Genomic DNA, 14,000 nt, shown 5'->3' on the forward strand with positions numbered 1-14,000 from the left:
TCTCATATCATGCGAATAACGGCGAGCCGTCAAAGACGGCCCGCCGCTATTTGTCATTGCCGGCAAACCGCCGGGAGATGGTCTTTACTGCGAGACATCCTGGCCGAAATAGGTATCGGCGATCTTCTTGTAGGTGCCGTCGGCCTTGATGTCGGCCAGCGCCTTGTTGATCGCCGCGACCAGCTCCGGATCACCCTTGCGCACGATGACGCCGGAATAGTCGGCGTTCTCTTCCTGCGCGGCGATCTTCACATTGGCGTCCGGCTTGTGCTTCTTGAAGTCGAGGAAAGACAGGCTGTCATTGATGGTGGCGTCGGCGCGGCCGGTGAGCAGCAGCTGGATCGACTGGTCGAAGCCGTCGGTGCCGACAAGTTCGGCGCCGTTGGTCTCGGCGAGCTTGCCGAAATTCGATGTCAACGACTGTGCCGACTTCTTGCCCTTGAGGTCGGCGAAGGTCTTGATGTCGGTGTTGTCGCCGCGCACGATCAGCACGGCCTTGGAGGCGATGTAAGGATCGGAGAAATCGTACTTGGCCTTGCGCGCGTCGGTGATGCCGACCTCGTTGATCACGGCGTCGTAGCGGTTGGCGTCGAGGCCGGCGATCAGCCCGTCCCATTTGCCTTCGAGGAACTCGACCTTGACGCCGAGCTTGTCGCCGATCGCCTTGGCGATCTCGACGTCGAAGCCGACCAGCGCGCCGGAAGCATCATGATAGGTGAAGGGCGCATAGGTGCCTTCGGTGCCGACCTTGAGTGTGCCGGCCTGCTTGATCTGGTCGAGATTGGCGCCGGCGTGGCCTGATGTAACAGCCAGAACCTGCAGCGTTCCGGCGATGATGAGCGAATTGAGCCATTTCATTTCTATGTGATCCCGTCCTTGGCCGGTGTCCGGCGCTTGTGAGAGCCGGAAACTGACAGATACAGCGCAGCAAAATAAGGAACCAGATTTCAAAAAAACGGCGATCCAGAAATCAGATTCTCAAAGCAGCTCCGATCGGTGCCAATAGTCCCGATCTGCGGTGTCGATGCGCCCTGTCGGACCGCACAAAACAACCGCCCTCGGCGGCGGAACCAATCCCCGGTATGGCACGTTCATGGCTTGTTGTAGGGCGCCGCGTTTCCATTTCAAGAACCCTTGGCTGCGCTAGGCCCGAAGCAATTCCAGGAAAGTGGGAAAGCGGTTTCCTTCGGAATTGCGTCAAACAGAGATAACGGCCGCCAGGCCGTCCGAAAATGTCCGGGAGCAGGAGCGCGGCATGATCGAAGACACGGCAGGACGGACCATGGTCCGCACGGCAATGAAAGCCCCCTACCTCGAGCGCGATGAGGAACATGTTCTCGCCTTGCGCTGGAAGGAGGACCAGGATCAGCAGGCGCTGCATCAGATCACCGTCGCCCATATGCGGCTGGTCATCTCCATGGCTTCGAAGTTCCGACATTACGGCCTGCCGCTCGGAGATCTGGTCCAAGAGGGCCATGTCGGGCTGCTGGAAGCAGCCGCGCGTTTCGAGCCGGAGCGCGAGGTGCGCTTCTCGACCTATGCGACATGGTGGATCCGCGCTTCGATGCAGGACTATATCCTGCGCAACTGGTCGATCGTTCGCGGCGGCACCTCTTCGGCGCAAAAGGCGCTGTTCTTCAACCTGCGGCGCCTGCGCGCCCGTCTTGCCAATGGCGTCGAGCCGATCTCCAACGCCACGCTCTACCGCGAAGTCTCGGTAGCCCTAGGCGTCTCCGAGGCCGATGTCGCGAAGATGGATTCCAGGCTTTCAGCACCTGACTCTTCGCTCAACGCACCGCTCGCCGACGAAGCTGGCACCACCGAGCGGATGGACTTCCTGATTTCGGACGATCCATTGCCTGACGAGGTCGCCGGCGACACCATCGACGTCGAACGGCGCCTGATGTGGCTGAAGACGGCGCTCCGCGCGCTCAATGCCCGCGAACTCAGGATCATCGAGGAGCGCCGGCTGAGCGACGAAGGTGCGACGCTTGAGGCGCTTGGCGAGACGCTCGGCATTTCCAAGGAGCGTGTCCGGCAGATCGAGGCCCGCGCCATGGAAAAGCTCAAGCTCGCGCTGGTGAAGCAGAATCCGGAGTTCATGGCGGCCTGAGATTGCCAGGAACGGGGTACCCCGAGTTATCTCAGAAAAGTTATCTCAGAAAAAAGCACTACGAAGGCTGGGGTTTCTGACGAAGACCGGCGCTATCTGTCCGTGACGATCTTGACCTTGTCGCCGGCCGAAACCGAGGCGCCCGGCGACATCGCGTTGAGCACGCGGAACAGATCGAGCTTGCGGTCGACGCCGACCATCTGCGCCGAAAGTGTGCCCATCGTCTGCCCGGCCTGTACCGTGACGACGCGGATATGCAGCGGCTTCAGTGCCGCCTTCTCGGCGGGGCTGAGCACGCGGAACGAACCGCTGACCGAGCGTGCCACCGGATCGAGTGTCGTGCTGGCCGAGGGGGCCGCTGTCAAAAGCCGGTAGACCTGACCGCCGGCGCGGATCACCTCAATGTCGAACTGCCAGCCATCGGCGCCGGCGTGCGCGGTCGCCGCCTGGTTGCCGTCGATCGTCTCCTGGCGCACACTGGTCTCGTCGAGACCGGCCACCCAGCCGCTTCTGATGTAGTCGGTCAGCGCACGATCCTTGTCGATCGACACACCGTCGAAGCGGATCGCCATGTCGCCGGGACCGGTCGCCGTCACCGCCGCCGCCGAATTGTCGATGATGAAGCCGTCGGGCACCGTGAACGAAACGCCGAGGCCCGGATGCAGGAAGGTCTGGCCGCGCACATAGCCCTCTTCCGGCGTGTCGCCATAGAGCAGGCCGTCTATCCCGGCCAGGAAGGAATCGCGGTCGCGGGTGCCGATGCCCGGCGCGCCGAACTGGCGGGCGTGGCGCTGCGCCAGATCAATTCGCTGCGGCGTGTTGGGGTGCGTGGCCAGGAAGTCGAGGCTGGCGTCGGTGGCGCCGCTGATCGAGCGGAAATCGGTGTAGGCCGACATCGACTGCAGGAAACGCCCGGCGGCATAGGGATCGTAACCCGCCTCGCCGATCGACTTGATGCCGATGGCGTCTGCCTCCAGCTCCTGGTTGCGCGAGAACTGCGCCAGCCTCAGCTTGCCGCGGATCAATGCCTGCTTGGCGGTCGGGCTGTCGCCCAGCACATCGGAGACCACCTTGGTCGCCAGGCCTTCCTCGGCCTCGAGCTGCTGTCGCTGCAGACCGTGATTGGCGGTGACGTGGCCCATCTCATGCGCGATGACGGCGGCGAGTTCGGCCGAATCATTGGCCAGCGCCAGCAGGCCGCGGGTGACGTAGAGATAGCCACCCGGCAGCGCGAAAGCGTTGACGTTGGGCGAATTGAGGATGGTGATGCGATAGGTCTGGGTCGGATTGGCCGACACCACGGTCAGGCTGCCGACAACCTTGGCCACCATGCGCTCGAGCTTGGGATCGGAATATTCGCCGCCATAGGTGGCAAGGATGCGCGGATGTTGCGCCTTCGCCAGTTCGGCAAGCTTGCTGTTGGCGGCGACATTGTCGACCGTGATCGGCTTGTCGGAAGGCTGGAAGCCGGATTCCTGCACTTCGGGAGGCGTGAACATCTGGCAGCTGGCCAGCGCCACGGCAAGGCCGGCCAGCACGAGGAAGCGCACCAGCGGTCTGCGTTTCAAAGTGTCAGTGCCGGTCGGCAGCACGGCGTTCCTTCAGCTCTCGGCGCATGATTTGGACCGGGGTCCGCGCCAGCGAAAAATCGGTTTTCGTTGGCAATCCTGCACACATCAAAAAACCTACAGCGTTTACGCATCCGGCCGGGTGCGGCGCTGTAGGGGCAAATCACGGCTCGTGCCGGACCAGTACTAAGCGGACCTAGCCACATCGACTGGACCATGGCAAGCAAGCGCCACATCACCTGTAGCCGGTTTGGTCGTAAATTATGTCCGCTTCCGGGCAATATCGCGTGATCCGCCCGAACTTGCGCCGATATAGCGCCGAAACGCTTCAGGGCCAGTGCCGTCGAAAAAATCGGCGGCAGGTCCCGTCGCGGCAACCCTGCCATTGTCCAGAAAAACCATCTGCTCGCCGATACGGCGAGCGTCTTCCGGCTGATGCGTGACGAACAGCACCGTCATCGCCCGCTCGGCATGAACGCCGGCCACCAGGTCGAGCATGTCGTCGCGCAGCGCTGGCCCGAGCGAAGCGAACGGCTCGTCGAGCAGCAGCACCGGCCGGTCGCGCACCAGAACGCGGGCGAGCGCCACGCGCTGCCTTTCGCCGCCGGAGAGTTCGCGCGGCAGGCGCATTTCCTTGCCGGCCAGGCCGACGCGGTCAAGCGCCTCGGCGATTGCGGCGCGATCGGCGTCGGTCAGGTTGAGCGATGGCGAGCGGCCGAGCCCGACATTCCTCTCCACCGAGAGATGAGCAAACAGATTGTTTTCCTGGAATACCATCGACACCGGCCGCACCGAAGGCGGCTCGGCGCCGACATCGGCGCCGCCGATCAGCACACGACCGGACTCTGGCGTCTCGAAACCAGCCACCAGATTGAGCAAGGTCGATTTGCCCGAACCACTTGCCCCCATGATGGCGGTGATCTTCGATGTATCGAATTCGACATCGAACAGGAATGACGTTTCGCCATAGCTGAACGAGACCGTGTCCAGCCGGACAGTCGTGCCTTTCTCCACAGCGGACGTCACGATCTCTCTCCCCGTCCCAGCCAGTCTGCCGCGACCACCAATGCAAGGCAGACCGCCCCGAGCAGCAAAGCCAGCCCGGCAGCATCGGCCGTGCGATAGCTGCCCATGCGCGCCAGCAGGAGATAGGGCAAGGTCTGCACCGAATCGCTGCCGAACAGCGCGATGACGCCGAGATCGCCGAGCGACAGCGCCATGGCGAAGGCAAAGCCGGTGGCCAGCGGCCGCCGGAGCGACGGCCAGTCGACCAGAAGCAGCCGGTTCCAGCCCGCAATCCCGAGCTGCGCGCACAGCCTCTCATGGCGCTCGCTCGCCGCATCATAGGCCGGGCGCATCGCGCGGATGGCAAAGGGCATCGCCATCACCGCATTGACGGTGACGACCATGACCGGCGCGATGGCAAAGACATCGCTGACCGTGCGCAGCAGGAGAAACCAGCCGGCGCCGATGACGACGGGCGGCACGACGAGGACGAAGCCGGCGCCGGTGTCGGTGGCATGCTCGAGCAATGAACGGGCACTGGACCGGCGGCGCAGCGACAATGCCCGACGCGCCATGATCAGCGACAGCGACAGCGCCACCGAAAGTAGCGCCGCCGAGAAGGCGAGACCGGCGCTGGTCAGCGTCGCCTGACGCACGGCACTCTCGCCCGCCAGCCGGCCGAGATCGGCGTCGAGGCCGGACGCGACGGTGGCCGCCATTGGTCCGGCGACGAACAGCAAGGCGAGCACGATCAGGACGGCGTTGAACGCTGTTTCTGCTTTGCCGGCCAAGTGATAGCGGCGCGGCGCGACAGGCAAATTGGCGTCGCCGGTCACATTGGCGCCGAGCCGCGTCAGCGACAGCATGACGGCAAAAGTCAGCGCGATCTGCAGCACCGTCAGCGTCACCGCTCGCGCCGGATCGAAGTCGAAACGCAGCGCCTGATAGATGGCGACTTCCAGCGTCGTCGCCGCCGGCCCGCCGCCGAGGATCAGCACGATGGTGAAGGAGGTGATGCAAAGCATGAAGACAAGCCCGGCGACGCCCGGCAGCGCGGCGCGCAGCACCGGCCACTCGATCAGCCGGAAGGCTGGCCTCGCCCCCATGCCGAGCTGGCTCGCCAGCCGCCATTGATCGGCCGGCACCGTTCCCAGCGCTTCGAGGAACAGCCGGGTGGCCAGCGGCAGGTTGAAGAAGACGTGGGCGACGAGGATGCCCGGCAGCCCATAGATGTCGGGCCAGCTCTGGCCACCGATCGCGGCGAAATAACCGGCGCGGCCATAGAGCGCCAGTATGCCCAGCGCTGCGACAATCGCCGGCAAGGCAAGGGGCACAGTAAACAGCTGCAGGATGAAGCCGCGTCCGAAGAAGCGCGGATGCCGCGACAGCGCCCGGGCGACGAAGAGCGCCGGTACGGCGGAAAGCAGCATCGAGAGCGCAGCCTGCCAGAGCGTGAAGCGGACAACGCGCAGGAGATAGAGGTCAAAGGCGGACGCGGCGCCGGAAAGGTCGTGCGCGCCTTCGCGGATAAGGCCGGCGAAGGCGCCACCGATCAGCAGCGCGATTGCCGCAAGCGCGACAATGCCGGCCGTGATGCGGGGGTCAGAGCGTTGCACTCTTTACCGGGCGTCGCGTTCCTTCGCGCCCCCCTCTGTCCTGCCGGACATCTCCCCCACGAGGGGGGAGATTGGCGGTTTTAGCGCTCCGCTCATTCCTGCAGCTTCGGAGATTGGCGAAAGTCAACGTAAAGGCCAATCTCCCCCCTCGTGGGGGAGATGTCCGGCAGGACAGAGGGGGGCGCCGTAGAGCACTCATCTTTTGACTATACAGCCAAATCTACTTGCTCATCACCGCCAGCCATTCATCCACCCAGGCCTTGCGATTTGCCGCGACCTCTTCCGGGCTGAACAGCAAGGTCTTCGCCGGCTTGACCAGCCTATCAAAAGCCGGATTGAGCGGCTTGTCGGTTTTCCCGGCAGGGAACATCCAGTTGGTCTCCGGAATGACATCCTGGAATTTCGGCCCGGTCATGAAGGCCAGGAACTTCGCCGCCAGCGGATTCTTCGCGCCCGTGGTGGTGATGCCGGCGACCTCGATCTGCAGATACTCGCCTTCCTCGAACGAGGCCGCCTGGTAGCGCCCGGTGTTCTCCGCCACCATGTGGTAGGCCGGCGACGTCGTATAGGAAAGCACCATCGGCGCCTCGCCCTTGGTGAACAGGCCGTAGGCCTCGCTCCAGCCCGGCGTCACCGTCAGCACTTTGCCCTTGAGTTTCGCCCAGGCTTCCGGCGCCTTGTCGCCATAGACCGACTTAACCCACAGCAGCAGGCCAAGGCCCGGCGTCGACGTCCTCGGATCCTGGATGACGATCTTGTCGGCGGCATCGCCCTCGACCAATTCCTTCAGGCTCTTCGGTGGGTTCTTCAGCTTCTCGGTGTCGTAGACGACGGCGAAATAGCCATAATCGTAGGGCACGAAAGTGTCGTCGCTCCAGCCGCCCGGCACGTTGTTTTCAGCCACCGCGCCATGTGGGACAAACAGGCCGGAAGCCTTGGCTTCCGCGGTGAGGTTGGTGTCGAGGCCAAGCACGATATCGGCTTTGGTCGACGCACCTTCGAGCTTGACGCGATTGAGCAGCGCGACGCCGTCGGCCACCGAGACGAAGTCGACGCTGCAGCCACACTCGGCCTCGAATTCCTTCTTCACCTGGGGGCCTGGACCCCAGTCGGCAGTGAAACTCTCATAGGTATAGATCGTGAGTTTTTCCTGCACGCACGCAGGGCTTGCCAGTAGCGAAACAGCAAGCCCAAGCGCTGGGACAAGACGGGACAAAAAAATGCGCATCGGCGCCTCCTTCATTCGTGTTGAAAGGAATTGAGGCGTCGGGCTGTCCGAAGCGTCTAATCCCTCCGCCGGTACAAACCGGATCAGGTTCAGCGGGTTGGCGAGACTGCCTCTCAGCCGGTCCGCGAAGATCGCGTCCGGCACCCCGTTAGAGCGTTTCGACACATAGGCCCGGCCAAGGTGCCACGCAAGTGGAAGTTTGCCCGAGCGTGATCCCGGAAAGTGGAATCCGTTTCCGGAAAAAGATCATGCTCCAACAAAGAGTGACGGTGCCGCTCGGCCTTCCGTTTCGTCGGCGGGGCTGGTAAGGGCCAGCGGATATGAGCACATTCACCATCCTGCTTGGCGGCGATCTCGTCCGCACGCCGCGGCTCGACCGCCAGGTCGCGGGCACGCGCGTCATCGCCGCCGACGCCGGCATCGATCATGCCCGCCTGCTCGGCGTGATGCCGGAGCTGTGGGTCGGCGATTTCGATTCCGTGCCGGCGGACCTGCCTGCCGATCTCGCCGCCGTGCCGCGGGAGGTGTTTCCTCCCGAAAAGGACAAGACCGATGGCGAACTGGCGATCGCGGCGGCATTGGAACGCGGCGCCACCAGCCTGGTGCTGGCCGGCGCTTTCGGCGGCAAGCGCGCCGACCACGCCTTCCTCCATCTGGCGCTCAGCCTGCGGCTGGCCGAGGCCGGCACAAAATTGCTGTTGACCAGCGGAGCGCAGGAAGGCGCCCCTCTGCTGCCTGGCAAGGCCGGCTTCGACTATGCCGACGGAACGCTGTTTTCGGTGCTCGGCTTTTCCGATCTTTCGGGCCTCACCGTGTCCGGCGCGAAGTGGCCGCTCGACCATGTCGAGGTCGTGTTCGGCTCGTCGCTGACCATCTCGAACGAGGTCAAGTCCAACACGACCGGGGGCGGCCTCGAAATCGCGCTCGGCCATGGCCGCGCGCTGCTGCTCGCCCACCCCTACCCCTTGCCTGAAAGCTGACATGGCCCCGCCCCTTCTCAACCTCGACGGCATAAGACTGACCTTTGGCGGCACGCCGCTGCTCGATGGCGCCGAACTGACGGCGTCCGCCGGTGACAAGATCGCGCTCGTCGGCCGCAACGGCTCCGGCAAGTCGACGCTCCTGAAGATTGCTGCTGGTCTGATCGAGCCGCAAGACGGCGAGGTCTTCCGCCAGCCTTCGGCAACGGTGCGCTATCTCCCGCAAATGCCCGACATGGACGGCTTTGCCAATGTGCGCGCCTATGTCGAGGCCGGGCTTGGGCCTGCCGACGATCCCTACCGCGCCACATATCTGATGGAGCATCTCGGCCTCGCCGGCACGGAGAACCCCAACGATCTCTCCGGCGGCGAGGCGCGCCGCGCAGCACTTGCCCGCGTCATGGCGCCCGAACCCGATATTCTGCTGCTTGATGAGCCGACGAACCATCTCGATTTGTCGGTCATCGAATGGCTGGAAGAAGAGCTTGTCCGGACGTCTTCGGCGCTGATCGTCATCTCGCACGACCGTCGCTTCCTCGAACGCGTCTCGCGCGCCACTGTCTGGCTCGACCGTGGCCAGACCCGCCGCCTCGACAAGGGCTTTGGCCATTTCGAGGAATGGCGCGACCTTGTGCTGGAAGAGGAAGAGCGCGAACAGCACAAGCTCGGCCGCCAGATCGTGCGCGAGGAGCATTGGCTGCGCTATGGCGTGACGGCTCGCCGCAAACGCAACATGCGCCGCCTGGGCGAACTGCAGACCATGCGCCAGCGTTTTCGCGGCCATCGCGGCGCCGAGGGCTCGGCGACCATGGTGGCCAGCGACGCCGCCGAATCCGGCAAGCTGGTGATCGAGGCCAAGAACATCGAGAAGAGTTTTGGCGACCTGACCGTGGTCAAGGGCTTCTCGACCCGCATCCAGCGCGGCGATCGCGTCGGCCTTGTCGGGCCGAACGGCGCCGGCAAGACGACGCTGTTGAAGATGCTCACCGGCGAGATGAAGCCCGATGCCGGCTCGGTGCGGCTCGGCACCAATCTGGAAATCGCCACGCTCGACCAGAAGCGCGAGGCGGTCGATCCGGCCGAGACCCTGGCGCAGTATCTCACGGACGGGCGCGGCGAAAACCTCGTCATCAATGGCGAGCAGCGCCATGTCGTGTCCTACATGAAGGATTTCCTGTTCAAGCCGGAACAGGCGCGCACCCCGGTGCGCGAGCTGTCCGGCGGCGAACGGGCGCGGCTGCTCCTGGCGCGTGTTCTGGCGCGGCCGGCCAACCTTCTGGTGCTCGACGAGCCGACCAACGATCTCGACATGGAGACGCTGGAACTGTTGCAGGAACTTGTCGCCGGCTTTGCCGGCACGGTCATCCTGGTCAGCCACGACCGCGACTTCCTCGACCGCACCGTCACCAGCATCATCGCCCCGGACGGAGGCGGCCGCTGGATCGAATATGCCGGTGGCTATTCCGACATGCTGGCGCAGCGCGGCGGCACCCGGCTCGACGACCGCAAGGCGCGCGCCAAGGCCGAAGCCAGCGATGCGCCGGCGCCGGGCAAGAGCGAGCCGGCAGCGCCAAAAGGGCCGTCGAAGAAACTGTCGTTCAAGCAGAAATTCGCCCTGGAATCGCTGCCCAAGAAGATCGAGGCGGTAATGGCCTCGATCTCGCGTTTGGAAAACAACATCGCCGATCCCGCCTATTACGAGCGCGACCCGGCCTCGTTCCAAAAGACCATCGCCGCCCTCGACAAGGAACGCGCCACGCTGGCCGCACTCGAGGAAGAGTGGCTGGAACTGGAAATGCTGCGTGAGGAGATGGAGGGGTAGCATTGCCTGCGGTCTTTTATGCGCGTATATTGTGCGCATGAAAGGAGGCATCTCCGTGCTTCAATCGACGCCAAAAACTCAGCGGACCTCTGTCAACACGTCCATTGACTCTCAGTTGATCAAGGACGCCAAAGCGTTGGGCATCAACATCTCCCGCGCTGCCGAAGCAGGGATCGCGAAAGCGATTGCGGCGGAGAAAACGCGTCGATGGCAAGAAGAAAACAGGGAAGCCATCGAAAGCTCCAACGAATATGTCCGAAAGAACGGACTGCCATTGGCTAAACACCGGCCGTTCTGATGGCGCGTTACGATTTCTATCGGAGTACCGAGAGCGACGGTTATCTTCTCGACGTGCAGTCAGATATGCTTGAAGGGCTGAGCACGAGGGTGGTCGTTCCTTTGATGCCGCCCGAGATTGCCCCGCTTCCTGGCCGCCGCCTGAACCCGACCTTCGCTATAAACGGCAAAGATCTTGTGATGGTCACACAGTTTGTGTCGGCCTTCAGCGCGTCCGAATTGCGGATGCCAGAGGGAAACCTTTCTAGACATCACGACGACATCGTCGCCGCCCTCGACATGCTGTTCCAGGGCTTCTGAGCGAAGGCAGCCGCTACTGCCGCCCGTCAACCTGCCGTCTTGGCCTGCCAGGCCTTCAGCGCCTCGTCGAACACCTTCTCGCCCGGAATGCCCTTTTCCATGGTCAGCAGCGCCCGGCGTCCGGTCTTGTAGACCACCGGCACGTCGATCCAGTCCTGGCCTCGAAGCAAGGTCATATTGGCGTCCTCGTCGGCCTTGGTGTCGTTGAGCGCCACCAGGAAGAAGCCGTCGGCGATCTTGGCCGGAATGCCGATCAGCGGGCTGCCGGCATCCTGTTCCGAACTCTTCATGGCGACGCGCAGGATGTTGTCGACGCCACCGCCGTCAAAGCCCTCGGGCGTCAGGAAGATCATCTCGATGATGTGGCTGGCCGGCAGCGTCTGGTCGGTATTGCGGCGGATGGTCATGCGCAGCTGGATGTCCTTGCCGGGAATGGTCGCCTCGGCGCGGATCGCCGGCTCGGGCGGCAGGTCGCCGCCGGGCGATTCCTGCACCAGCGACCAGACGATGCTGCCGGGTTCGGCCGAACCTTGCGCGGTCGAGGTGCGTTCCTCGTAGAAGATCGCCTTCTGGCCGACCGCAACGGTCGGCGCGGGAGCGGCGGCCGCCGGCGCAGCGGGCGGCGTGCCGGCCGCGGGCGGCGTGGCGGCGGCATCAGCCGGTGCTGCCCCGTTGGCCGGCGGAGCGACGCCATCGGCGGGCGGCGTTGCCGTTGGCGTGGCGGAAGCGTCGGGCGCCGGCGTGGCGGGCGCGCCCGTGGCTGCGGCGCCGGCGGCCGGCGGGGTCGCAGGCGCTGGAGCCGCAGGTGGCGCTGGAGCCGGGGGTGGCGGTGTGGTCAGCGCGGCGACGGACTCGCCCTCGCCGATGCCGCTTTGACCGGCCGCGGGACCGGGGTCGGTTTCACCGCCTTCGGGCGACAGGCGCTGGGTGAACTTCGTTCCCTCGCCGGCAGCGGCCGGTGCCGGTGCATCGGCCGCGGGCTTGGCCGGCGCCGGCTTTACCAGCGGTTCGGTCGAGACCGTCTTGGTGTCGCCGCCGAGGCCCAGCATCGAGCCAAAGGCATCCTTGTTCAGCCAGATGCCATAGCCGCCGCCGGCGACCACCAGAAGCGCGACGACAGCCGCGATCAACCCGCCATAGCTGCGCCTGCGCTCGGCTGGGCGCAGGCGCTGGAACGTGTCCGCGACCGGCTGCTCGTCATTGGCGAACACATCGGCGCTGTCGTCGTCGGCGTCCAGCTCCACGGCTTGCTTGTCGATGGTTTCTGCACGCGCCGCAGGCGACGGCGGTGTCGGCGCGGGCCTCTGCCAGCTCGGCTCTGTCCTGGCGGTCGGCGCCGGCTGCACGGGTTTCGCCGGCTGCCAGGCCGGCGCAGGCGTGGCGGAAGGCTTTACATGACTGGACTGGTTCTTGTTGCGGTCTATGGAGGAGAAGATGTGCTCCAGCTCCGCCAGCGGATCGGATGCCGGCACCGCCCTGGCATAGTCGCGCTCGACGCTCGAGATGGCATCTTCCAGGGATCGCTTCTGCGTGCTTATGGCTTCGGCGGCGAGCGGCGGCGAATACTCCGCAAGCTTCTTCGCCAGCATGGTACGAACGCTTTCATAGATCCGCGTACGCTTTTCGGGCGTTTCGTCGCCGTGCTTGTCGAGCGCCTTTTTCAGAATAGCAACGAAATCTGCCATGCTTCAGTCGACCTGTATTTTGTTTCCGCGCCGGCCCCCGCAAATCGGCCGCGATGCCCGGAAAGGCTTCAGAAAACTAGTCTTGAAACGGATCGGTCACAAGTATCGTGTCGTCCCGTTCCGGGCTGGTGGAAAGGAGCGCGACGGGTGCCCCGATCAGCTCCTCGATGTAACGGACATATTTGACGGCCTGCGCCGGAAGGTCGTTCCAGCTGCGCGCGCCGGCTGTGGTGCCTTTCCAGCCTTCGAGCGTCTCGTAGACCGGCTCGACACGCGCCTGCGCGCCCTGGCTGGCCGGCAGATAGTCGATCGTTTCGCCGTCGAGACGGTAGCCGGTGCAGACCTTGATCTCATCCAGCCCGTCGAGCACGTCGAGTTTGGTCAGGGCGATGCCCTTGATACCGTTGACGGCGACGGCCTGGCGCACCAGCACGGCGTCGAACCAGCCGCAACGGCGTTTGCGCCCGGTGACGACGCCGAATTCGTGGCCACGCGTACCGAGAAATTCGCCGATCTCGTTCTTCTGCTCGGTCGGGAACGGGCCTTCGCCGACACGCGTCGTATAGGCCTTGGTGATGCCCAGGACATAGCCGATGGCGCCGGGGCCCACCCCCGAGCCGGCGGCTGCCTGGCCGGCAACGGTGTTGGACGAGGTGACGAACGGATAGGTGCCGTGGTCGATGTCGAGCAGCGTGCCTTGCGCGCCCTCGAACAGGATGCGTTCGCCGGCGCGGCGCTTGTCGTCGAGGATTTTCCAGACGCGGTCCATATAGGGCAGGATCTCATCGGCGACCGAGGTCAGCTCGGTCATGATCGCCTCATGCGTGACTTCGCCATGGCCAAGCCCGCGACGCAGCGCATTGTGATGCGTCAGCAGCCTGTCGACCTTGAGAGGCAGCGTTTCCAAATCCGCCAGATCCATCACCCGAACCGCGCGCCGGCCCACCTTGTCTTCATAGGCTGGGCCGATGCCACGACGCGTCGTGCCAATTTTCGTCCCGGAATTGGAGGCGGCGTCCTCGCGGAATCCGTCCAGCTCCCGGTGCAGCGACAGGATAAGCGCCGTGTTTTCGGCTATTTTCAGGCGGTCCGGCGTGACCTCGACGCCTTGCGCCTTGAGTTTTGCCACTTCCGCGACGAAGGCGTGCGGGTCGAAGACGACGCCATTGCCGATGATCGACAGCTTGCCTTGCCGCACCACGCCCGACGGCAGCAGCGACAGTTTGTAGACCTTGCCGTCGACGACCAGCGTATGGCCGGCATTGTGGCCGCCCTGGAAGCGCACGACCACGTCGGCGCGCTCCGACAACCAGTCGACGATCTTGCCCTTGCCTTCGTCGCCCCATTGCGAGCCGACGACCACCACATTGGCCATGTTTCTTTTCC

12 protein-coding genes and 1 riboswitch are annotated in these 14,000 nt (G+C 64.4%); of the genes, 5 read left to right on the forward strand and 7 right to left on the reverse strand.

Annotated features, from left to right (window positions below; all coding sequences use genetic code 11):
- Window positions 1-84 precede the first annotated feature (84 nt).
- Window positions 85-858: an amino acid ABC transporter substrate-binding protein gene (locus AC3CCE_RS09720; RefSeq protein WP_023673667.1), complete on the reverse strand. Its 774-nt coding sequence runs from the start codon at window positions 856-858 to the stop codon at window positions 85-87.
- A gap of 397 nt (window positions 859-1,255) precedes the next feature.
- Between AC3CCE_RS09720 and AC3CCE_RS09725 the strand changes: the two genes are divergently transcribed.
- Complete coding sequence (locus AC3CCE_RS09725; protein WP_352623683.1) at window positions 1,256-2,113, forward strand: RNA polymerase factor sigma-32; 858 nt, start codon at window positions 1,256-1,258, stop codon at window positions 2,111-2,113.
- A gap of 92 nt (window positions 2,114-2,205) precedes the next feature.
- Here the strand turns inward: AC3CCE_RS09725 and AC3CCE_RS09730 are convergent, their stop codons facing one another.
- The 4 genes from AC3CCE_RS09730 to thiB all read right to left on the reverse strand — a co-directional run bounded on the left by AC3CCE_RS09730 (window position 2,206) and on the right by thiB (window position 7,530).
- Complete coding sequence (locus tag AC3CCE_RS09730; RefSeq protein ID WP_352623830.1) at window positions 2,206-3,612, reverse strand: M48 family metalloprotease; 1,407 nt, start codon at window positions 3,610-3,612, stop codon at window positions 2,206-2,208.
- A gap of 330 nt (window positions 3,613-3,942) precedes the next feature.
- Window positions 3,943-4,707 (reverse strand): thiamine ABC transporter ATP-binding protein, encoded by a 765-nt coding sequence (thiQ, locus tag AC3CCE_RS09735; RefSeq protein ID WP_027050812.1) that lies wholly within the window; start codon window positions 4,705-4,707, stop codon window positions 3,943-3,945.
- Window positions 4,704-6,302, reverse strand: coding sequence for a thiamine/thiamine pyrophosphate ABC transporter permease (gene thiP / locus AC3CCE_RS09740; RefSeq protein WP_352623685.1), 1,599 nt, complete (start codon window positions 6,300-6,302; stop codon window positions 4,704-4,706). The genes thiQ and thiP overlap by 4 nt, the downstream gene beginning before the upstream one ends.
- 220 nt (window positions 6,303-6,522) lie before the next feature.
- A complete protein-coding gene (thiB, locus tag AC3CCE_RS09745; protein WP_352623687.1) occupies window positions 6,523-7,530 on the reverse strand; it encodes a thiamine ABC transporter substrate binding subunit in 1,008 nt (335 codons plus the stop codon).
- Between the two features lie 43 nt (window positions 7,531-7,573).
- A riboswitch (TPP riboswitch) is annotated at window positions 7,574-7,688 on the reverse strand.
- 162 nt (window positions 7,689-7,850) lie between these two features.
- On the opposite strand from thiB, the gene AC3CCE_RS09750 reads away from it, so the two are divergent.
- From AC3CCE_RS09750 to AC3CCE_RS09765, 4 genes are read left to right on the forward strand one after another with little or no spacing between them, the layout of a single operon-like run.
- Window positions 7,851-8,510, forward strand: coding sequence for a thiamine diphosphokinase (locus AC3CCE_RS09750; protein WP_023690494.1), 660 nt, complete (start codon window positions 7,851-7,853; stop codon window positions 8,508-8,510).
- Window position 8,511: 1 nt separating this feature from the next.
- Window positions 8,512-10,332 (forward strand): ABC-F family ATP-binding cassette domain-containing protein, encoded by a 1,821-nt coding sequence (locus tag AC3CCE_RS09755; protein WP_023690493.1) that lies wholly within the window; start codon window positions 8,512-8,514, stop codon window positions 10,330-10,332.
- Window positions 10,333-10,387: 55 nt separating this feature from the next.
- Complete coding sequence (locus tag AC3CCE_RS09760; protein WP_023693600.1) at window positions 10,388-10,630, forward strand: type II toxin-antitoxin system CcdA family antitoxin; 243 nt, start codon at window positions 10,388-10,390, stop codon at window positions 10,628-10,630.
- The gene (locus AC3CCE_RS09765) at window positions 10,630-10,929 is read left to right on the forward strand and encodes a CcdB family protein (RefSeq protein ID WP_023673676.1); all 300 of its coding nucleotides are present in this window, start codon (window positions 10,630-10,632) and stop codon (window positions 10,927-10,929) included. The genes AC3CCE_RS09760 and AC3CCE_RS09765 overlap by 1 nt, the downstream gene beginning before the upstream one ends.
- A gap of 26 nt (window positions 10,930-10,955) precedes the next feature.
- Here AC3CCE_RS09765 and AC3CCE_RS09770 read toward each other — a convergent pair whose 3' ends face one another.
- The gene (locus tag AC3CCE_RS09770; protein ID WP_488377130.1) at window positions 10,956-12,614 is read right to left on the reverse strand and encodes a hypothetical protein; all 1,659 of its coding nucleotides are present in this window, start codon (window positions 12,612-12,614) and stop codon (window positions 10,956-10,958) included.
- A gap of 76 nt (window positions 12,615-12,690) precedes the next feature.
- Window positions 12,691-13,989 (reverse strand): adenylosuccinate synthase, encoded by a 1,299-nt coding sequence (locus tag AC3CCE_RS09775; protein WP_023684197.1) that lies wholly within the window; start codon window positions 13,987-13,989, stop codon window positions 12,691-12,693.
- Window positions 13,990-14,000: the final 11 nt, after the last annotated feature.

This window comes from Mesorhizobium sp. P160187, from assembly GCF_057766425.1.